Origin of the sequence: Thalassobacillus hwangdonensis (genome assembly GCF_042675915.1) — a bacterium.
Taxonomy (GTDB): domain Bacteria; phylum Bacillota; class Bacilli; order Bacillales; family Halobacillaceae; genus Thalassobacillus_A; species Thalassobacillus_A hwangdonensis.
Genome location: NZ_JBHTKL010000006.1, coordinates 92,099 through 112,677, shown reverse-complemented (window position 1 = coordinate 112,677; position 20,579 = coordinate 92,099). Strand labels below are relative to the sequence as shown.

Genomic DNA, 20,579 nt, shown 5'->3' with positions numbered 1-20,579 from the left:
GTTTTGTTCAAGGGACTTAGAAAAGGTTGTGTATTTTCAGAAAATTCCTAAAATGATGTTGACTTTAGCAAGTTTAAACGTTAAATTTAGAGATAATTACAACAATTTAATATGTCGTTCTATAAACGTTATATCTTAATAGCAAAGGATAGGGGGATTTTTTCAAAATGATTTTACACGAAATTGAAAGCGCTTCACCGGAAAAGATGAAGGACTTACAGTTGAACAGATTACAGGAAACAGTCCGGCGTGTGTATGAGCATGTGCCTTTTTTTAAGGAGAAATTTGATGAATCAGGGATAAAACCTGAGGATATAAAGTCATTGGATGACTTGAGGAAGCTGCCGTTTCTGGTCAAGCAGGACCTGAGGAATCATTATCCATTCGGTTTGTTTGCCGTCGACCGTAGCGAACTGGTGCGGATTCATGCATCTTCAGGCACGAGTGGGAAGCCGACGGTTGTTGGCTATACGAAGAATGATATTTGCATGTGGTCAGAGCTCGTTGCAAGGGCGATTTCAATTGCAGGTGGTAAGAAAGGCGAAGTCCTTCACAATGCATATGGGTATGGGTTGTTTACTGGCGGACTCGGTCTTCACTGTGGAAGTGAAGAACTTGGAATGGCAACGGTCCCTGTTTCAGGTGGAAATACGGACAGGCAGATCACATTGATCGAAGATTTCGAGCCGACCGTCATATGTGGCACGCCATCCTACTTGTTGAATATCGCTGAACATATGGAAAATGCGGGCAAGGACCCACGTAAAACTTCATTAAAGTATGGGGTTTTCGGTGCTGAACCGTGGTCGGAAGAAATGCGTCGTACCCTTGAAGAAAAATTCGACATAAAAGCATGTGACATATATGGCTTGAGTGAAGTATTAGGACCTGGAGTCGCCATGGAATGTCATGAAGCGCAGGATGGTTTACATATTGCAGAGGACCATTTCCTGGCTGAGGTCATTGATCCGGAAACGATGGAACCTGTTCCAGAGGGGCAGGATGGTGAGCTTGTGTTTACCAGTTTGACGAAGGAAGCATTTCCTGTCATCCGCTATCGGACTGGTGACATCGCTTCCCTAACGCGCGGAACGTGTAAATGTGGACGTACGACCATTAAAATGTCACGCGTAAAAGGACGAATTGACGATATGCTGATCATTCGCGGTGTCAACGTCTTCCCATCTGAAATCGAGCACTATCTGCTTACTGTAAAAGGAATTGTCCCACATTATCAGCTGCATCTATTGAAGAAAGGCAGCATGCAGCATGTGGAACTGCAGGTGGAAGTGGATGACGGATTCTATGCAACGATTCAAGAAGACCTTAACCACCCGGATGTGAAAGAGCTGGCGAAACATATTCAAAAGGTAATGAAAAATAATTGTTTAGTGTCTGTGGATGTTAAAGTGCTTGGACCAAAATCGGTTCCGCGATCACAAGGTAAGGCAGTCCGGATAGTGGACCGCACAAATGAAGCGCTCCAAGTTTAACTTGACAGGCTCGGTTTATATGAAAGGGGGATGTTGATGGGAGATTCGATGCAATTTTTGATTTCCGGATTAACAATCGGAAGTATATACGCAATAGTTGCGCTCGGTTTTGTCACCATCTACAGCGTAACCAAAGTTATTAATCTGGCTCAGGGTGAGTTCGTCATGCTTGGCGGGATGACGATGTATTCCTTATTGAACCTTGGGCTGCCATATTTGTTCGCGTTTTTATCGACGATAGCCATCGTGGTGGTGATCGGGTGGTTATTGGAACTGACGATTGTCAGAAAAGCGAAAGGTGCAGATGCACTTAGTTTGATCATCCTTACCATCGGTGCTGCAATCTTCATTCGCGGGATTGCCAGCATGGTATGGGGCAAGGATTCTGTGAAAGTTGCTTCCTTTGCGAGCGATGAACCTGTTTCAGTAATGGGAGCTTCGATCACCCCTCAGAGCATCTGGGTAATGGTGTTCATGCTGATCATCGTTGCGGGATTATTCCTGATGATTGAGAAGACGATGCTTGGTAAAGCTTTCCGTGCATGTTCGGTAAACCCGATGGCAGCAAAGCTGATGGCGATCAGCCCGAAGAAAATGTCTTCATTCTCGTTTGCCTTAAGTGCAGGTCTTGGCGCATTGGCCGGTCTGGTCATTGCTCCGATTATCTTCCCTGCCTATGACATGGGTGTCATGCTCGGAATCAAAGGCTTTTCCGCAACGATTCTTGGTGGACTTGGAAGTGCCCCTGGTGCTGTACTTGGTGGATTGCTTCTAGGAGTGATCGAATCACTTGGTGCCGGATTCATAAGTTCAGGGATGAAAGATGCAATCGCATTCGGTTTCGTATTGATGATTCTTTTGATTCGTCCGTATGGATTACTAGGCGAAAAGAATGTTGGAAAAGGAGGGCTGTAAGTGAAACGGATTGGTATGCAACAGATGAGCTGGAAAGGGGTAGCAGCATTCACTGTATTGATCATCATTCTACCCTTTCTGCTCTCCACTTCCTTGATGATCACAAAAGCGACATTCGCCGGTATCTATACGATCGTTGCCGTAGGTCTTGGTTTATTGATGGGATTTGCAGGACAAATTTCATTGGGGCAGGCAGCATTTTATGGGGTAGGCGCATATGCAACAGCTATTTTGACTGCTACATACGGATTGAGTCCATGGGTGTCACTGATCATAGCTATTGTCGTACCTGGCCTCATTGCATATGTTCTGGGACATACAATGGCAAGACTTCATGGGTATTACCTGGCGATGGCAACATTGGCATTCGGAATCGTCATCCATGTATTGCTGGTGGAATGGAAGGGCTTGACGAATGGAGCGTCCGGGTTTTACGGCATTCCAAAAATTGAGTTGTTCGGATTTACCTTCAGACAGGGAATCGGGTACTACTACCTTGTTTGGGCAATTGCTTTAGTCATTATCATCCTTTCCCTGAACATCATTCATTCGAGAGTGGGACGCGCATTGCGTTCGATTCACGATAGTGAAGTCGCTTCAAGCTCGATGGGAGTGGATACAGGGCGATATAAAATGCAGGTATTCATCATCAGTGCGATGTTCGCTGGAGTAGCGGGATGGTTGTTTGCACACATGTCCTACAGCATTTCACCTGGCTCATTCGGACTTGATGGTTCGATATTGTTTTTGACGATGGTTGTACTTGGTGGTGCTACTACAGTCTGGGGAGCGGTTTTCGGAGCATTGCTGATTACTGCAATCAGCTCGTTCGTCCAGACGTTAGGTTCACAAATCTCCTTTATTACGAGCGATTTTGAACATGTCCTGTATGGGTTGATTCTTATGCTGGTCGTAATCTTTCTTCCGCAGGGCCTTATTCCAGCTATTTCAGGCAAACTGAAACAGGTGTTTCATTCCTCGGCGAAGAAAAAATCGAATGTCAGTACTGTAAAGGGGGATCAGAGTGCCTAATCTACTGGAAGTGAAACAGGTAACAAAGAAGTTTGGTGGCGTGGTAGCCAACAAGGATATCACTTTTTCCTTTGAAGAAGGGAACGTTGTCGGTCTGATCGGACCGAACGGTGCTGGGAAGAGTACGTTGTTTAACATGGTATCTTCCATTTTCCCACCTACAGAAGGGGAAATCTGGTTTGATGGAAAACGGATTGATCGCCTCCCGTCCTACAAAATTGCTCCGTTGGGAATTGCTCGAACGTTTCAAAACCTGCAAGTATTCAAACGGATGACGGTTTTGGAAAACGTGATGGTCGGGTTACATACGAACTCGAAATCGGGGATCTTATCCGCTGCTTTCAAGCTTCCTGGTGCCAAAAAGGAAGAACAGAAGATGTATGAGCAGGCGTGGGAAGAGCTCAAATTCGTCGGTTTGGAAGATGTAGCAGACGTGGAAGCTGGCAATCTGCCTTTAGGAAAGCTACGGCTGTTGGAGCTGGCGAGAGCGCTTGCAACACGCCCGAAGCTACTGCTGCTGGATGAAATTGCAGCAGGATTGAACCATAACGAAACAGCTGCGATGAGTGATCTGATCCTCCAGGTGAGGAAACGCGGGGTTTCCATCTTTGTTGTCGAGCATGACATGGATCTTGTGATGCGTGTCAGTGATCAGATTGTCGTGTTGGACCAAGGGGAAAAAATAGCCCAGGGGACACCGAAGGAAGTTCAGAATGATCGTCGTGTGATCGAGGCTTATCTCGGAACCGAGGAAGAAGAGGAGGAGGTGAGCTTATGAGTGGGAAAATCCTGCAGGTAGAAGGCGTATCCTTCAGTTATGGTCCAATTCAGGCCCTTGATGATGTGAACCTGCATGTGGATCAAGGCGAAATTGTCGCCTTGTTAGGAGCGAATGGAGCAGGAAAGACTACGATGCTCAACAATATCGCCGGTCTCTTGCAACCGTCAAGCGGGAAGATATCCTACCGGGATAAGGATATTACGAGTTGGGAAGCGGAAAAAATCGTTCATGATCGCTTAATCCTCGTACCTGAGCATCGACAGGTTTTCAGTACGATGTCTGTGTTGGATAATCTACTGCTTGGTTCTTACCATCATTACAAAAAGACAGGCAAGAAAGAGGTCAACAAAGAGATTGATAAGGTATTCAACCTTTTTCCGATTTTAGAGGAGCGTAAGGAACAATTGGCAGGTACACTTTCAGGAGGACAACAGCAAATGCTAGCAATCGCAAGAGCAATCATGGCAAAACCGGACCTGTTATTACTGGATGAGCCGTCTCTTGGACTTGCGCCACTCATCGTCAAGGAAGTGTTGGATTATGTCCAGCAACTGAGAGATGCATTCGGAGTGACCATTCTGTTGATTGAACAAAATGTAAGCGCTTCATTGAAAATAGCTGATCGTGGTTATGTCATGTCTCACGGCACGATTGTCCAGGAAGGTCGAGCAAAGGATTTACTACATAATCCAGAAGTGAAAGAGATTTTCCTAGGTCACACTGTGAGTTGATTGAAAATAATTGAATGGGGGAGTAAGGATGAAAAAATGGCTTAGTCTGTTGTTGATGGTCATGGTAGCTGCAGTAATGACTGCTTGTAATGAAGAAGCTCAAGGGGATTCCGATGTGTATAAGATCGGGGCAATCTACTCAAAGACTGGACCAGGAAGTCCGCTTGGGGAACCGGAGTGGAATGCTACAAAGCTGCTTGAGAAGAAGATCAATGATGAAGGCGGAATCGATGGGAAGAAGGTAGAAATCATTCTGGCAGATGATGAATCGACGCCGGAAAAAGCAATGGAAGAAATGAACAGTATGATCCATGATGAAGATGTCCTGGCTGTCGTAGGATCGACGACTACTGGAGCAAGCCTGGCAATGAAAGGGATTGCAATGGACAATGAAGTACCACTGATCTCTGCAGGAGCTGCGGTAAGTATCGTGTCCCCTGTCGAAGAATCGAAATGGGTATTCAAAACACCTCACTCCGATGCACACGCTGTCGAGCGAATCTATATGCACCTGCAGAATGAAGGCATGAACAAGATTGCTGTTCTGGCAGATTCCAATGCTTTCGGAGCAAGTGGTGTCGAACAGCTGGAAGCACTTGCTGGCGACTATGGCATGGAGATCGTCATCAAAGAAAGCTATAATACGGACGATCCGGATATGAAAACGCAGCTGACGAAGATTGATAGTTCAGACGCACAGGCGATGGTTGTCTGGGGAACGAACCCAGGTCCTGCAATTATTGCAAAGAACAGTAAGGAGCTTGGCATGGACATTCCGTACATTGGAAGCCATGGTATTGCAAAACAGTCGTTTATCGACCTGGCTGGAGATGCAGCGGAAGGTGTGACGATACCTACAGGAAAACTGCTCTTCCCGACACAAATTCCAGAGGATGACGAGCAGTATGATGTCATTTCCAGTTTCTACGATGAGTACACTGCAGAATATGATAGTGAACCAACCAACTTCGGTTCTTATGGTTACGATAATTTGATGTTGGTTGTAGAAGCGCTTAAATCAGGTGCCACAGACCGCGAAGCTATTCGAGACTACTTGGAAAATGATGTAGATGGTTACGTAGGTGCTACTGGAATCTTCTCCTTCAGTGACAAAGATCATAATGGGCTGGAAGCAGACAGTATGGTACTTGCTGAAGTGAAAGATGGTAAATGGATGTTGAAAGAATAAAAGCCATTTAAGGGACATCATCGTGATGTCCCTTAACTATACACTTTAAGAAAAAACAGGAGGAATGAGGAATGAAGGAAGCAGTACTCGATCGTGTGAATGCAGATCCATATGCAAAGTTTCTTGGGATTTCCGTTGATCATGTAGGTGAAGGAGAAGCGAAGGCGTCGATGACGATTACTGAAAACCATATGAATTTTCACGGAGCTGCGAATGGAGGGGCCATTTTTTCGTTGGCTGATGTAGTATTTGCGATTGCAAGTAATTCGTACGGACAGACTGCCGTCGGAATCAACGTCAATATGAATTACATGCGTGCTGGGATGCTGGGGGACACAGTTACAGCGACCGCTACTGAGGAATCGAAGAATCCAAAGCTCGGACTGTACAGGATGATTGTCAAAAATCAGCATGGAGAACTGTTGGCGACAGCCGATGGGATGGTCTACCGTAAGAAAGAACAGTTTGCATAAGGATTTTACAGAATGTTTCTAAATGACTATGACAACCTCTGTTTCATTTGTTAAGATGAAGACGACCAAATAAAATTCAATACTTAATGATTTACTACTAGGGGTGCCCATGCATGGGCTGAGAGGAAGCGAATGAGCTTCCGACTCTTATGGACCTGATCTGGTTAATACCAGCGTAGGGAAGTAGTTGGACGAAAGTCTATTCACTTTTCCTATTTAGCCAGGTTCTAATACAGAACCTGGCTTTTTATTGTTTGGTCGACGGTCCAGATGCCATGCAGGCTCCTGAAAAGGGGGTGTTTAAAATAAATCGGACACGTTTATTGACGACGATGGCGGTGCTTGTAGCCCTCGGTACATTGGGGGCGCAGTTCCTTTGGTTTCCAGCAGGAATTGCGAAAGCTTACCCAGTCCAGCATGCGGTCAACGTAATAGCAGCCATTACCTTAGGACCGTTGCCTGCCGTCATCATTGCGTTCATGATCGGGCTCATTCGTAATCTGCTCGGACTTGGCTCGCTGCTTGCGTTTCCAGGCGGGATGATTGGTGCGTTTCTGGCAGGATTCCTGTATCAGAAGCTCGGTAAAAAGGGATGGGCTGCAGCTGGTGAAGTCTTTGGTACTGGTGTAGTTGGTGCACTATTCGCCGTGCCATATGCAAAAATTCTGATGGGGACCACATTCGGAGCGTTTTTCTTTATGCCATCATTCCTTGTGAGCAGTGTGACAGGGGCAATGCTTGGATGGCTGGTCCTATCCAGAGTAAAACAGGAACACTTACTTCATAACTATTAAACATCGAAACTACTAGGGGTGCTTTTCGAAGCTGAGATAAGGAGATTCCTTGATCCCTTGGAACCTGATCAGGATAATGCCTGCGTAAGGGAAGTAGTCGGGAGATACTCTTCTTTATTTCTCTACATTTTACTTTTCCTCAACGCAGCTTCCTGAAAAACATGAGGAGGCAAAAACGATGCGTTTCACTGAAATTCTTCGTAAAGAAAATGATGACCTTTTCCAACTGATTTTCAATCACCCATTTGTCGATGGAATCGGAAAGGGCGATGTACCGAAAGAAGCATTAACCCACTATATCAAAGCGGATTACGAATATTTGAATGCCTTCATGCATGTGTATGGACTGGCAATCGCAAAATCATCAGCGCGTGAAGACATAGCATATTTCAATGACCAGATCGGGTTTGTACTGAACAGTGAAATCCATCCGCACAACAATTTCTGCGAACAGATCGGTGTGAGCTATGAGGAGCTCCAAGGGTATCCCTTACCACCGACAGCAGACCATTACGTCAAGCACATGCTTTATCATGCGCATACCGGCAATCTCGGGGAAATTCTGGGTGCACTGTTGCCATGTCCCTGGACGTACTTGGAAATTGGAAAAGAATTGGTGGAGAAATATCGCCCGGATACGGCCCACCCGTTCAACGAGTGGATTCAATTTTATGCGGATCAGGAAGTCGAACAGGTGACAGACAAGCTTCGTGCACGATTGGACGAAGTGGCAGCTGAAGCTTCTGATAAAGAGCGGACTCGAATGAAAGATGCTTTCCGTAAGAGCTGTCAGCTGGAATTGGCTTTTTGGGAAATGGCCTATACGTGTGAACAGTGGCCGGCACATGAGGCGGTGATCAAATGAGTAGACGCATCCCCTGTTCGCTGACGATTGCCGGGACCGACCCGAGTGGTGGTGCTGGAATCCAGGCAGACCTTAAAACCTTTCAGGAATTGAAAAGCTACGGAATGTCCGTGATCACGTCCGTCGTTGCGCAAAACACAACAGGTGTCCAGGATATTCACCACCTTCCGATTGGAATGCTGGAGGCACAGTTGGATTCGATTCGTTCTGACATGCCTGTTCATGCAGTGAAAACAGGGATGATCGCCAATCGAGAGATGATGAAGCGAATCGGTGAATGGCTCAAAGATGAGTCTTCACCATATGTGATGGACCCGGTCATGGTAGCCCAAAGCGGAGACCCGCTCATCCAACCGGAAGCGCGCCAATTTTTACGGGAAAATCTGCTGCCATTGACTGCTATCGTCACTCCTAATATTCCTGAAGCGGAAGACATCATCGGTGAAAAGATTACGACACTTGAAGATATGAAGCTTGCTGCAGAAAGCATCGTGAAAAGTTTCGGAGCAGGAGCTGCCCTTATAAAAGGTGGCCATATGGAAGGTGAAGCCATCGATTATTTATTCGATGGTACAACGATGCATGTGTTCTCATCTGATCGGGTTGAAACGAAAAACACCCATGGAACGGGATGTACGTACTCAGCAGCGATTACGGCATATTTAAGCCAAGGCGTTCCGTTGGTGGATGCCGTCGAGAAAGCGAAAAATTATGTAACAGCAGCGATCCGTCACTCCTTTTCGCTAGGTAAGGGTAGCGGACCAACAAATCATTGGGCAACACGCGAGGAGGTTTTTCATTATGAATGAACAAATACTACAGGAGGTCCGGGAAAAGCAGCCGTTGATTCATCACCTGACAAATCAAGTAGTCATGAACTTTACGGCAAACGGATTGCTCTCTTTCGGAGGCACACCGATCATGGCAAAAGAGGTGGAAGAGGCTGGGGACATGGCTTTCCTTGCTGATGGCGTGCTGATCAACATCGGAACGGTCACTTCAAATGAAGTTGATGCCATGATAAAGGCTGGTAAGGCAGCGAATGAAAAGGGAATCCCGGTAGTGCTTGATCCTGTAGGAGTGGCTGCTACTTCTTTTCGAAAAAATGTGATAGATAAGCTCTTGAAGGAAGTCCGATTCACTGCGATCAAAGGAAATGCTGGTGAAATGGGAGCATTGGTTGGTGAACAATTAGAAACAAAAGGTGTAGACGCTGTTGGCGAAGGGGATTCGGAAGCAATTGCACAGCAGGTGGCACAGACCTATAAGACAGTGGCAGTCGTAACTGGAGCCAAGGATGTCATCCATGATGGAGAGACATGCCGAATCAATGAAACTGGTCATCCTATTCTCGCAAAAGTGACTGGCGGAGGGTGTCTGCTCGGTTCCATTCTCACAGCCTGCTTGACAACCTCAGGGAGTAGATTGGACCAAGCTTACACAGCTGTAGCTTTTTACGGTGCATCTGCCGCTCATGCTGCATCATCTGCAGAGGTAAACGGATCAGGCAGTTTTGTACCAGTTTTCATAGATTCGCTGAGTGCAGAAGTGAAGGAACTGCGGGCATGAGCAAAGACCTGTATTCAAAATTAAGAAAGTATTTTGTGATGGGGAGCCAGAACTGTGATCGAGATTCTTGCGAAGTATTGGAAGAGGCTGTCCGTGCAGGTATTACAGCTTTTCAGTATCGTGAAAAAGGGCAGGGATCTCTAGAAGGTGCTGAAAAATTGGCACTCGGCAGGAAACTCAGGGAGATTTGCAGGAAACATGGCATTTTGTTTTTTGTGAATGATGATGTTGAGCTTGTCGATCCTCTAGAAGCAGATGGGATCCACGTTGGTCAGGATGACCTTTCCGCAGAAGAGCTCCGGCGCCGATTTCCTGATCGGATCATCGGTCTTTCCATTTCGAATCTGGCTGAACTTGAGCGAAGTCCGATTGAGGTAGTCGATTATGTGGGTGTTGGACCCATGTTTGCTACAACTACGAAAGAAGATGCTAAGAAGCCTGTGGATGTCCATTTTTTAGAAAAAGTTAAACACGTTTATCCTGACCTTCCAACTGTAGGGATTGGTGGGATAAATGAAACGAATGCAGCGGATGTTCTTGAAGCAGGAGCGGATGGAGTAGCCGTGATCTCTGTGATAACAAAGTCCGATGATATCTTACGTACCGTTCAGAATCTGTAAACAAATAACCCTCATGGCGACTGTGCCTTGAGGGTTTTCTGTCAGATGGAATCGATGACTTTCACTTTGTTTTCTTCTAAATATTTGAGAATTCTAGATTGATAATTTCTGAAATCCATATTCACCGGTACGAAGATTTCTTCATCTTTTTTGGTCAAAAAACGATATTCTACCAGCGTTGTCGTACCGTCTTCTTTCGAATAGATTTTTTCAACCTCTTTGAATCCGTCCCATTCATATGTCATTTGATTTGTAGTGGTCAGGTGATTGTAATTGATTCCTTGATCATCGAAGTAGTAATAATTCGTAAGACCGAACAACAAGACCGGGATACTCAATGGAATCAGTGCAATGCTCACCCACTTATAGGATTTGAAGTTATATTTCGTCTGGATCAGTAAGTGAATGAAAATGACGATAGCTGGCCACATCATCCCTGCCATGAAGGTTATGTATGCGGTTGTTGGTGTGATGAAGAACCATTGTGATCGGTCTGTAAAGAATAAATCCTGCAATAAGAACACAACGACGAATGGGATAAGTAAGCTGCTGATAAATAGGATGATGGCAATCGTCAATAAAATCTGTCGGCGTCTTTCATCCAAGTGCTCCACCTCCTTTTCTGTTAATAACTGTAATTGATATACGTTTTGCGGAAGAAAGGGTTTCAAAATTCTGGATATTCTTTTTACAAATTGAATCAGTTATTTAACATATGCGAGCCTTTATTAAACAAAACTCACACCTATTTGTACAAACTCGGAAACTTATTATACAAACTCCACTTAGACACCATTACTCCCTCTGAAAATGGTAAAATATAGTGAGAGGATGGTGGGGAAATGATACGTACATATGATGATCTCTTAAACATGCTCGATGACCAGTTAATGGCCGAGCGCACCTTTGACTGGAATGAATTCTACAAAGATCGGAATAAGAAAATTCCGTTTTTCATCAATGCTCCTGATGAAAATCTAGTAAGCTATTTTCAACAGAAAATGATCCAGCCCCAAAAGGTGTTGGAGTTGGGTTGCGGTCCAGGAAGAAATGCACTTTACCTCGCGCAGCAAGGATGTGATGTTGACGCAGTGGATCGATCGACAGAAGGTTTGAAATGGGGAGAAGAACGATCAAAGGAGATGGGGTTGGACGTTCAGTTCAGGAACGAAGACATCTTTAACCTGGATGTGGAGAAGGCATCCTATGACCTAGTCTATGATTCAGGCTGTTTTCATCATATTGCTCCTCACCGAAGAATGAATTATCTTGAATTATTGAATAAATCGCTGAAGCCCGGCGGTCATTTTGCGCTCACCTGCTTTGTGGAAAACGGCCCACTTGGCGGCTCTTCTATGGAGGACTGGGAAGTATATGAACAACGTTCCCTCCAAGGTGGATTAGGGTTTACCCCGGAAAAGTTGCAAACGATTTTCCAAGACTTCGAAGTAATCGAAATCAGGGAAATGAACGCATTCGAAGGTGAAGATTTATTCGGTGTAGAAGGTTTGCTGACTGCATTATTTCGGAAAGTTTAATAAAGAGCTGAGAAAAAAACTTTTATTTTCAATGTCGTTGTGCCATAATAAGGAAAATTAACTTTAATAAATGCAGAGATAAGGAAAGTAGATGGACTTCATTTTCTCACAGAGAGCTTCGGAAGCTGAAAAGAAGCAGGAAATCGTCGATCGAAAATGGCCTTTGAGCTGCCTGGTCGAGTCTTTGATGGATTAGATCAGGACGAGAGTTGTCACTCGTTATAAATGACAGAGTATAAGGGCAGTAACGCTGCTCCGTACTTATGGAGGCTGATCATGTGAGTGATCAGTGAATCAAGGTGGTACCACGAGATCAAACCTCGTCCTTAGGCAATAGTGTCTAAGGGCGAGGTTTTTTATTTTTCAAGAGGAGATGAGTTACATGAATGTATTGATTGGTGGAGCTTGGCCATATGCGAATGGGTCCCTGCATTTAGGGCATCTGGTGGCACTTTTACCTGGAGATATCCTGGCGAGGTACTATCGTCAGAAGGGCGAGAAGGTGTTATATGTATCAGGGAGTGATTGTAATGGAACACCGATTGCCATCAAGGCGAAACAGGAAGGGGTAACGACACAGGAGATCGCCGACAAGTATCATAAGGAATTCAGTGAGTGCTTCGGAGCAATTGGATTTACCTATGATTGTTATTCCCGTACAGATGCGCCTCAACATCATAGCGTCGTACAGGAAATTTTTCTGGAGTTGCTACGAAATGGTCACTTATATAAAAAAGAAGTGGAACAATGCTACTGTTCAACATGTGTGCAATTTCTTCCTGATCGTTATGTAGAAGGGACTTGTCCGAATTGCGGTAAGGATGCGAGAGGGGATCAATGTGATCACTGCTCTGCGATTCTGGATCCACTTGATCTGGTCGACCGCACATGCAAGTTGTGCGGGAACACCCCGGCCATCGAAAAGACGGAACACTTCTATTTTAAGTTGAGCAATTTCAAACAAGAGCTAGAGGAGCTCGTGGGAAAGGCGAAGCAGGAAGGAGCCTGGAGGACGAATGCGATCCAGCTTACAGAAAGATATTTGAAGGAAGGACTACCGGACCGTGCTGTATCACGCGATCTTCCTAATGGTGTCAGTGTCCCAGTGGAAGGGTATGAGGATAAGAAAATTTATGTATGGATCGAAGCGGTTTCTGGTTACTATTCTGCCAGCAGGCTATGGGCGGAACAATCGGAGTGTGAGGAACAAGGATTTTGGAAGGAAGATACGGTTTCCTACTACGTTCATGGAAAGGATAACATTCCATTCCACAGCATCATATGGCCTTCGATTCTATCTGGTATCAACCAACCAGCACGGCCGAGCCATATCGTTTCGAGCGAGTATCTTACTTTAGAGCAGAAGAAACTGTCTACAAGTAAGAATTGGGCGGTGTGGGTGCCGGATCTGTTGGAGCGCTATGACCCAGATTCGATCCGCTACTTCCTGACAGCCAATGCTCCCGAAAGCAGAGATGCAGACTTTTCCTGGCGGGAGTTCATATACAGTCATAATAGTGAGCTGCTTGGTGCATATGGGAATTTTGTCAATCGTACATTGAAGTTTATTGAAAAGTCTTTCGACAGCAAGGTTCCGCATGGAAAAGTGGATGAATCCATCCAGACGGAGACACAGAAATTATTTGAAAGAGCAGGAGCTTTAATCGAGGGATCACAGTTCAAAAAGGCGCTAGAAGAAATTTTTGATTTTGTCAGAAGTGCGAACAAATACTTTGATGAACAGAAGCCTTGGATTCAAGTGAAAGAAAAGCCAGATGCATGTCAGGACACGTTGGCGACCTGCACCTATATCATTGCCAACCTCGCACAATTACTGCATCCATTTTTACCTTTCTCAAGCGAAAAGGTAAGGGCAATGCTTCAATTGGAAGCATTGGAGTGGAATCCGATCGAAGTAGGTGATACAACGCTACATGATGTGCAGCCTTTGTTTGAAAGGATTGAAAAAGAAAAAATCCAGGAGGAACTGGATCGTTTATATGACGGCGTGTCTTAAAAGTTTGGATTGATGAGGTTTCCTTTAAAAATAAAGGTGTCGAGACTTGAATGACGTAATTTAAAGGTAGGACAGAAAATAGGAAAGGAGACAAGAATGGAAAAACTTATTTTAAGTCGTAAGGGATTCGATTCTTCAGCTGGGTATGGCTATTCGCCATTTGATCCCGAAACTGGAAAATATATCGTACTTCCGATACCGGAAGATGAAGCGAAAGACAGTGGGTACACTTTTGAAGAGTTGAAAGTGATAAACAATTACCTGGAAGGGATGAGGGCAGCGAATTTAAAAGAACTCATCAAAGATCCAAAGATGGGATACAGCAAAAAGTCGATTCAGGTCATTGAGAATTCCCATGCTCACTACGACCCTGTTTTGGGAATACCCCCTTGGCTTAAGAATGGACCAAAATTCGGAGCTTTTGGGCAGTCGGAAGCAGCAGCCGGCCACTTAAGGAACAATGGTGTCGGTGAAGGTAGTATCTTTTTGTTCTTCAGCAGGTTCAAGCCGATGAAAAATCGGGTCCACCCACTTGACCCTAGAGCCTCGTGGACGGATGGAGCGTATTTTTTATATGGATGGTTGAAGGTAGGGAAAGTAATCACAAAGGAAAATCAGAACGAGCTGCCATCTGCTGTGAAAGAGAAACATCCGCACGGCTCTGCAGTGGACTTCCGAAATAGAGAAAATAATACGATTTATCTTGCTGCTGATAAATTATTTGATGATCATGATATTCCGGGCTGTGGATACTTCCCGAGGCTGACGAATAAGTTGCTGCTATCCTCAGAAGCGCATAAGAACAAGCCGAGCATCTGGAAACTGCCTTCCTTCTTCCATGAAGAAGAATTTTTACCTACCTATTTAAACGTGCCAGATAAGTTGGAAAATCGCTGGTTCCTATGCCCGGATGAAAGCGAATCCTGTTTTGTTCAAACGACCGGAAGAGGCCAGGAGTACGTTTCCAGCCTTAAAGGAAAATCACTAAACTGGTTGCGGTCACTGTTTGATATCTGATTGTAAAAGCCTCATAAGCGATGAAGCGTTGAATAGGATAGATAATGGGTGAAAATTCAAATGAATCAGGGGGCTTGTAAATGCCATATATGGAGATAGAAAAAGGTGTGAATCTGTACTACGAAGATAAAGGGGAAGGAAAACCTGTCATTTTTATTCATGGGGTGTGGATGACAAGCCGTTTTTTTCATAAACAGATTCCTTATTTCAGTGAAAACTATCGCACCATTGCGGTTGATCTTCGCAGTCACGGAAAATCACCGGATGTTTCCTACGGCAATACCGTGGCAACCTACGCACAAGATTTAAACGTGTTCATCGACAAGCTTGGTTTGAAGGATGTCACCCTCGATGGGTGGTCGATGGGGGCATTTGTCATCTGGGAGTATCTTCACCAATTTGGTGGGTCAAACCTTAAGGCCACCGTCATCGTGGATGAGTTGGCATCAGACTTCAAATGGCCGGATTTTGAAATCGGAGCATTCGATCTTCATAGCCTTGCGGGAATGATGCAAGGAATTCAAACGGATCAGGAAGGCTTGTTGAGAGGATTCCTCCCGTTGATGTTCAAAGAGGACTTGTCTGAAGAAGAACTGGCATGGATGCTGGAAGAGACAATGAAAATTCCGAGTTCCATTGCTGGTGCCATCCTGTTTGATCAATCGGTGATCGACTGCCGCCCATACCTTTCTGAAATTGATGTGCCGACGCTGCTTTGCTTTGGGAGGGAAGAGAAGCTGATTCCTGTAGCTGCAGGTGAGCATCTTCATCAGGAAATTAAAGGATCGACACTGGAAATCTTTGAAGAGAGCTGTCACTGCCCTTTCCTCGAAGAACCGGAAAGATTCAACCAAGTCGTCGACGCCTTCATCCAATCATTGGAACTGCATTAATGCTTTAACGCAAGTGGGGACAGTCCCTCATCACTTTAAAGTGATGATGAGGGACTGTCCCCATTTCTGCTTACTTTTGCTTGTCTTCATTTTCGTTTTTATCGTCTTGGTCTTCTTTTCCGTCATCATCGTTTTCGTCGTCTTCATCATCCTGCTCAACATCGAGAACTTTTCCTGTGTTGCCGTCTACTTCAACTTCTGTGACGCCAGTCTCGGTTCGGATATCGAATTCATAAACGATTGTACCGTCATCTTTTTCCACTTCCGTAGCAACGACTTCGCCTGACACTTTATCTGTCGCAACCTTTTCTGCCTCGGATTCTGATAGCTTCGCTTCCTCGATCAATTGACTTTGGTTCTGATTATCGCTAGATGCAAAGACATCTTCTACCTGGTCCGTTTCTGCGAGCAGCAAGGAACCGCCTGCAATACCCAAAGTGACCGCACCGATGATGATCATTTTTTTTGTGATTTTCATGTTTATCCCTCCAATTGATTTCTACACTTGTTATTTTACGGGTGATAAATAAATTAATAAGGAGGACATGATGAGCATTTCATGAAAAGACTCTCATCAAATTCTCATTTTATATGTAGTGATTATCTATTTTAGGGAAGGTAGAATATTAATAGACAAATGTTGTGCGAGGTGGTTACAGTGTCGGAGGTTTCTGTTTTACTGGTCGAGGATGAAAGTAATGTAGCACAATTCGTTCGGTTGGAGCTTGAACATGAAGGCTATGAAGTCGGTGTCGCTAACGATGGGGAAGAAGCCATGAAGGCATACAAAGAGAAGGCCTGGGACATCATTTTACTCGATTGGATGCTTCCGAAGCTCGATGGCTTGGAAGTATGCAGACGAATCCGAAAGAAGAGTGATGTTCCAATCATCATGCTTACTGCCAGAGATTATGTCGGCGACAAAATAGCAGGACTGGATCGAGGAGCGGATGATTATCTCACCAAACCGTTTGATATTGAAGAATTGCTTGCGCGGATCCGTGCCTTGCTTCGCCGTCAACAGGGCAGCAAAAAGGACGAGAATGATGAAAACTTGTTAAGGATGGAAGATCTGATCGTCCAGTTGAAAAGCCGGCAGGTCACACGTGCGGGGAATCCGGTTGATCTTACGCAAAGAGAGTTCGACCTGTTAGTTTTTTTGATGAAGCACAAAGGGGAAGCGCTTAGTCGGGAATGGCTGTTGTCTGCCGTCTGGGGGTATGAGTTCGCCGGTGAAACGAATGTTGTCGATGTGTATATCCGCTATTTAAGGAACAAGTTGGACAGAGATTACCAACCGAAACTGATCCACACAGTTCGGGGCATCGGATACATGATGAATACAACTTGATTGCAGACAGTCGAAAGGGGGGAGAATGCGTGAAAGATAACTCAATCTTCCATCGAAAAAGAACATTGATCACACAGTTTACAAAATCGTATAGTTTGCATTTCGTTATAGCACTCCTCCTCATCGGAATCGCTGTGCTTATAGGTGTCAGCTTTTTTCTTTTTCAAAATGTACAGGACGAACGGGAAGTTGTAGAAGAAAAGTTACAGGATGTCACCACAGAAAATCAATTGAATTGGCAAAGTACGTTGGATGAGGTCCTTTACCCTGATCACCCTGATTTTTTCGTAGAGGTTGCATTTGAGGGGAAAGCCATCGCGCAATCGAGAGACTGGGAAGATATGATTGAAGATGAAGACCAATCGGAAGTATTGGGTTCCTCCCATTGGATTTGGAATGAAGACGAGGGGCTGTTCTATAAGACTGACGCAAATGCTGGATCAGGTAGTTCCTACACACTGTTCATCCACTTGGAGGATGAAGTGGAGTTTCTTACTCTTATTGCACAGATCCTATTCTTTGTCGGTCTTACAAGTCTCATTGTCGGTTCCATATTGATTCATCAGTTTACGAAAAAAAGCCTGCAGCCGCTACTTTCTATTACAGATGCAGTCGGAAGGATGAAGGGGACAGGGGATTTGAATGAAAGGATTCCGGTTCCTGGACAACCTTACGAGCTGCAACAGCTTGGAACGAAATTCAATACTTTGCTGGAACAAATCGAAGACCAATTCGAAAGGGAAAAGAGCTTTGTAGCCAATGCTTCGCATGAATTGCGTACACCATTGACTTCATTCAGAGGTCATTTGAACCTGCTCAGAAGGTGGGGGAAGAAAGATCTGGAAGTGCTTGATCAGTCCATCCATGCATTGAGCGAAGAAAGTGACCGCATGGAGCGGATGATGGAACAAATGTTAATGATCGCAAGAAATGAACATCAACAGATACGTAGGGAAAAAGTGGATTTAAGCATATTGGTGAGAGAAGCAGTGGAACAATTCCAACCGAGGGATCATGTGAAGTTTGAAAAGCATATAGAGGAACAGGTATGTGTGGATGGGGACAAAGATCAAATTCGCCAGATCGCGGTGATCCTGCTTGAAAATGCGATTCGCTATACGGAGGAAGGCAAAATTCGTATCAGTTTGTACGACAACGGTGAAAAAGCTGTACTTCAGATCTCCGACACGGGTATCGGAATTCCTGAAGAAGATCAGGACAAGATTTTTGACAGGTTCTACCGCGTCGATAAAAACCGTTCAAGAGCTACCGGAGGCACTGGACTTGGCTTATCCATCGCCAGACAACTGGTGGAGAACCATAACGGTCACATCCATCTTTCAAGTAAAGAAGACGAAGGCAGCACCTTCACCGTCCATCTACCGACAGGGGACAGTCCCTCAGCGCTTTAAAGCGCTGAGGGACTGTCCCCACTTACGTTAATGCGGTGGAGTGATGCTGCGTTATGTTCATAGGTATTTATTCTGAAAATTTTCATTACACATTGACTTTCCACTATTTTCCCATTACATTAAGTGTTAATAACACTGTACATACTATCCGTCCTATTTTCGTTATATTAATATATCAAATAACATTCCTAGCTATCATTCATGAGTTCAAGGAGGAATTCAAAGTGATTTTGCATCAAATTGAAACCGCTTCCAAAGAAGAAATGCAGGAAGTACAGTTGAAGCGCCTCAAAAAGACGATAGGAAACGTGTATGAAAATGTCCGTTTTCATAGAGAGAGATTTGATGATGCTGGAATATCCCCAGACGATATCCGGTCACTGGATGATTTACGTAACTTACCTTTTATGAAAAAATCCGACCTTCGTGCACATTACCCGTTCGGCCTGTTCGCAGTCGAACAGAAGGAGCTCGTTCGCATCCATGCTTCTTCCGGTACAAGTGGGAAACCTACCGTCGTCGGTTATACGAAAACCGATATTGAAATGTGGGGAGATCTTGTAGCAAGAGCGATTGCAATTGCTGGAGGAGGACCTGGAGAAATCCTTCATAATGCATATGGATATGGCCTGTTCACTGGAGGGCTGGGTCTTCATTATGGAAGTGAAGCGCTTGGAATGGCCACCGTTCCGATTTCAGGTGGAAATACTGGGCGACAAATCACGCTGATTGAAGATTTTAAACCAACTGTCATATGTGGTACCCCATCCTACCTTTTGAATATTGCAGAACAAATGGAGGAAGACGGGAAGGATCCGAGGAAAACTGCGTTGAAGTACGGAATATTCGGAGCAGAGCCATGGTCCGAAGAGATGAGGCGGACCCTTGAAGAGAAATTCGATATTAAAGCATGTGATATTTACGGATTGAGTGAAGTAATGGGTCCAGGTGTAGCAATGGAATGTCATGAAGCGCAGGACGGGCTGCACATCGCTGAAGATCATTTCTTTGTAGAAGTCATCGATCCGGATATATTGGAACCTGTGCCGGATGGACAGGATGGTGAACTGGTTTTCACAAGCTTGACGAAAGAGGCTTTTCCGGTCATCCGCTATCGTTCAGGAGATATCGCATCCATCCAGCGCGGAAAGTGCAAATGTGGAAGGACTACCTTGAAAATGTCGCGCGTGAAAGGTCGTATCGATGATATGCTGATCATCCGCGGTGTAAATGTTTTCCCGTCTGAAATTGAACATTACCTGCTATCTGTGGATGGGATTGTTCCGCACTATCAATTGCACTTGACTAAGAAAGGAACGATGCAGCACGTCGAACTGCAGGTGGAAGTGGATGATAATTTTTATTATGAAATCAACAGGGACATGGAGCATGAAGAAGTGAGAGATTTGGTAAAAGAGATTCAGCGAATCATGAAAAGCAGATGCCTGATCAGCGTGGATGTGAAGGTTCATAAGCCGAAAATGATCCCTCGCTCTCAAGGAAAAGCGGTACGCATCATCGACCGCACCAAAGAAACAGTAGAAGTTTAATGAAAAGGCAGCACCCTACTATTCGTGGGTGCTGCCTTTTTTGTACCAATCATGATTTATGATTGAGCAATTTACTCCAACGTATATAGTACCAATTTCGTATATCTCAACCTTTTCTATAAAAAAATTCAGGATTTTTTTGAAATAATGAATCTGTAACAGTTGTAATTTTTTATCCTACGTTACCTTCGTTTTCCAATAATGCCAGTCACTCTTCCTCCTTGGTTTTATTACAATCCTGGTACCATCTTCCAATAATTTGCTTTTAGGTATTTCAGCATAGTTTTTAAAAGCTGAATAAGGGAATCCAATCGAACAAGCAGCCATTTCGCTGATGGA

General features: G+C 44.7%; 21 protein-coding genes, 2 riboswitches and 1 other annotated feature. Of the genes, 19 read left to right on the top strand and 2 right to left on the bottom strand.

Going from position 1 to position 20,579, the window contains the following annotated elements:
- The first annotated feature begins 167 nt into the window (after positions 1–167).
- The 12 genes from ACFQ2J_RS16030 to thiE all read left to right on the top strand — a co-directional run bounded on the left by ACFQ2J_RS16030 (position 168) and on the right by thiE (position 10,462).
- Positions 168–1,493 carry a phenylacetate--CoA ligase family protein gene (locus ACFQ2J_RS16030; RefSeq protein ID WP_386062856.1) on the top strand — a complete coding sequence of 442 codons (1,326 nt, stop codon included), beginning with the start codon at positions 168–170 and terminating at the stop codon, positions 1,491–1,493.
- Positions 1,494–1,529: 36 nt separating this feature from the next.
- Complete coding sequence (locus tag ACFQ2J_RS16025) at positions 1,530–2,408, top strand: branched-chain amino acid ABC transporter permease (protein WP_386062853.1); 879 nt, start codon at positions 1,530–1,532, stop codon at positions 2,406–2,408.
- Positions 2,409–3,440 carry a branched-chain amino acid ABC transporter permease gene (locus ACFQ2J_RS16020; RefSeq protein WP_386062850.1) on the top strand — a complete coding sequence of 344 codons (1,032 nt, stop codon included), beginning with the start codon at positions 2,409–2,411 and terminating at the stop codon, positions 3,438–3,440. It abuts the gene before it with no gap.
- On the top strand, positions 3,433–4,218 hold the full coding sequence (locus tag ACFQ2J_RS16015) for an ABC transporter ATP-binding protein (RefSeq protein WP_386062848.1): 786 nt from the start codon (positions 3,433–3,435) through the stop codon (positions 4,216–4,218). Before ACFQ2J_RS16020 ends, ACFQ2J_RS16015 begins: the two co-directional genes overlap by 8 nt.
- A complete protein-coding gene (locus ACFQ2J_RS16010; RefSeq protein ID WP_386062845.1) occupies positions 4,215–4,952 on the top strand; it encodes an ABC transporter ATP-binding protein in 738 nt (245 codons plus the stop codon). Before ACFQ2J_RS16015 ends, ACFQ2J_RS16010 begins: the two co-directional genes overlap by 4 nt.
- Positions 4,953–4,980: 28 nt before the next feature.
- Positions 4,981–6,141 (top strand): ABC transporter substrate-binding protein, encoded by a 1,161-nt coding sequence (locus ACFQ2J_RS16005; protein ID WP_386062842.1) that lies wholly within the window; start codon positions 4,981–4,983, stop codon positions 6,139–6,141.
- A 71-nt stretch (positions 6,142–6,212) separates the two neighbouring features.
- A complete protein-coding gene (locus ACFQ2J_RS16000) occupies positions 6,213–6,614 on the top strand; it encodes a hotdog fold thioesterase (RefSeq protein WP_386062839.1) in 402 nt (133 codons plus the stop codon).
- A gap of 89 nt (positions 6,615–6,703) precedes the next feature.
- A riboswitch (TPP riboswitch) is annotated at positions 6,704–6,813 on the top strand.
- A 106-nt stretch (positions 6,814–6,919) separates the two neighbouring features.
- Positions 6,920–7,408, top strand: coding sequence for an energy coupling factor transporter S component ThiW (gene thiW / locus ACFQ2J_RS15995; RefSeq protein ID WP_386063998.1), 489 nt, complete (start codon positions 6,920–6,922; stop codon positions 7,406–7,408).
- A 4-nt stretch (positions 7,409–7,412) separates the two neighbouring features.
- Positions 7,413–7,517: riboswitch (TPP riboswitch) on the top strand.
- Positions 7,518–7,586: 69 nt separating this feature from the next.
- Entirely contained in the window at positions 7,587–8,273 is a 687-nt protein-coding gene (gene tenA / locus ACFQ2J_RS15990) for a thiaminase II (protein ID WP_386062836.1), read from the top strand.
- Positions 8,270–9,082 (top strand): bifunctional hydroxymethylpyrimidine kinase/phosphomethylpyrimidine kinase, encoded by an 813-nt coding sequence (gene thiD, locus ACFQ2J_RS15985; RefSeq protein ID WP_386062833.1) that lies wholly within the window; start codon positions 8,270–8,272, stop codon positions 9,080–9,082. Before tenA ends, thiD begins: the two co-directional genes overlap by 4 nt.
- Positions 9,075–9,842, top strand: a complete 768-nt coding sequence (thiM, locus tag ACFQ2J_RS15980; protein ID WP_386062830.1) for a hydroxyethylthiazole kinase — start codon at positions 9,075–9,077, stop codon at positions 9,840–9,842. Before thiD ends, thiM begins: the two co-directional genes overlap by 8 nt.
- Positions 9,839–10,462, top strand: coding sequence for a thiamine phosphate synthase (thiE, locus tag ACFQ2J_RS15975; protein ID WP_386062828.1), 624 nt, complete (start codon positions 9,839–9,841; stop codon positions 10,460–10,462). The genes thiM and thiE overlap by 4 nt, the downstream gene beginning before the upstream one ends.
- Before the next feature lie 41 nt (positions 10,463–10,503).
- Here thiE and ACFQ2J_RS15970 read toward each other — a convergent pair whose 3' ends face one another.
- Complete coding sequence (locus tag ACFQ2J_RS15970; protein WP_386062825.1) at positions 10,504–11,067, bottom strand: hypothetical protein; 564 nt, start codon at positions 11,065–11,067, stop codon at positions 10,504–10,506.
- Positions 11,068–11,304: 237 nt separating this feature from the next.
- Between ACFQ2J_RS15970 and ACFQ2J_RS15965 the strand changes: the two genes are divergently transcribed.
- The 4 genes from ACFQ2J_RS15965 to ACFQ2J_RS15950 all read left to right on the top strand — a co-directional run bounded on the left by ACFQ2J_RS15965 (position 11,305) and on the right by ACFQ2J_RS15950 (position 15,927).
- On the top strand, positions 11,305–12,000 hold the full coding sequence (locus ACFQ2J_RS15965) for a class I SAM-dependent methyltransferase (protein WP_386062822.1): 696 nt from the start codon (positions 11,305–11,307) through the stop codon (positions 11,998–12,000).
- Positions 12,001–12,066: 66 nt separating this feature from the next.
- Positions 12,067–12,331: a binding site (T-box leader), on the top strand.
- A gap of 51 nt (positions 12,332–12,382) precedes the next feature.
- Positions 12,383–14,017 (top strand): methionine--tRNA ligase, encoded by a 1,635-nt coding sequence (gene metG, locus ACFQ2J_RS15960; protein WP_386062819.1) that lies wholly within the window; start codon positions 12,383–12,385, stop codon positions 14,015–14,017.
- Between the two features lie 96 nt (positions 14,018–14,113).
- Positions 14,114–15,034: an Nmad3 family putative nucleotide modification protein gene (locus ACFQ2J_RS15955; RefSeq protein WP_386062816.1), complete on the top strand. Its 921-nt coding sequence runs from the start codon at positions 14,114–14,116 to the stop codon at positions 15,032–15,034.
- Between the two features lie 80 nt (positions 15,035–15,114).
- Complete coding sequence (locus ACFQ2J_RS15950) at positions 15,115–15,927, top strand: alpha/beta fold hydrolase (RefSeq protein ID WP_386062813.1); 813 nt, start codon at positions 15,115–15,117, stop codon at positions 15,925–15,927.
- A gap of 70 nt (positions 15,928–15,997) precedes the next feature.
- Here ACFQ2J_RS15950 and ACFQ2J_RS15945 read toward each other — a convergent pair whose 3' ends face one another.
- On the bottom strand, positions 15,998–16,405 hold the full coding sequence (locus ACFQ2J_RS15945; protein ID WP_386062810.1) for a PepSY domain-containing protein: 408 nt from the start codon (positions 16,403–16,405) through the stop codon (positions 15,998–16,000).
- A 180-nt stretch (positions 16,406–16,585) separates the two neighbouring features.
- Between ACFQ2J_RS15945 and ACFQ2J_RS15940 the strand changes: the two genes are divergently transcribed.
- From ACFQ2J_RS15940 to ACFQ2J_RS15930, 3 genes are all read left to right on the top strand, one after another.
- Positions 16,586–17,278 carry a response regulator transcription factor gene (locus ACFQ2J_RS15940; RefSeq protein ID WP_386062807.1) on the top strand — a complete coding sequence of 231 codons (693 nt, stop codon included), beginning with the start codon at positions 16,586–16,588 and terminating at the stop codon, positions 17,276–17,278.
- Between the two features lie 29 nt (positions 17,279–17,307).
- Positions 17,308–18,690: a sensor histidine kinase gene (locus ACFQ2J_RS15935; protein ID WP_386062804.1), complete on the top strand. Its 1,383-nt coding sequence runs from the start codon at positions 17,308–17,310 to the stop codon at positions 18,688–18,690.
- A gap of 224 nt (positions 18,691–18,914) precedes the next feature.
- Entirely contained in the window at positions 18,915–20,240 is a 1,326-nt protein-coding gene (locus ACFQ2J_RS15930) for a phenylacetate--CoA ligase family protein (RefSeq protein ID WP_386062801.1), read from the top strand.
- The last annotated feature ends 339 nt before the right edge of the window (positions 20,241–20,579 follow it).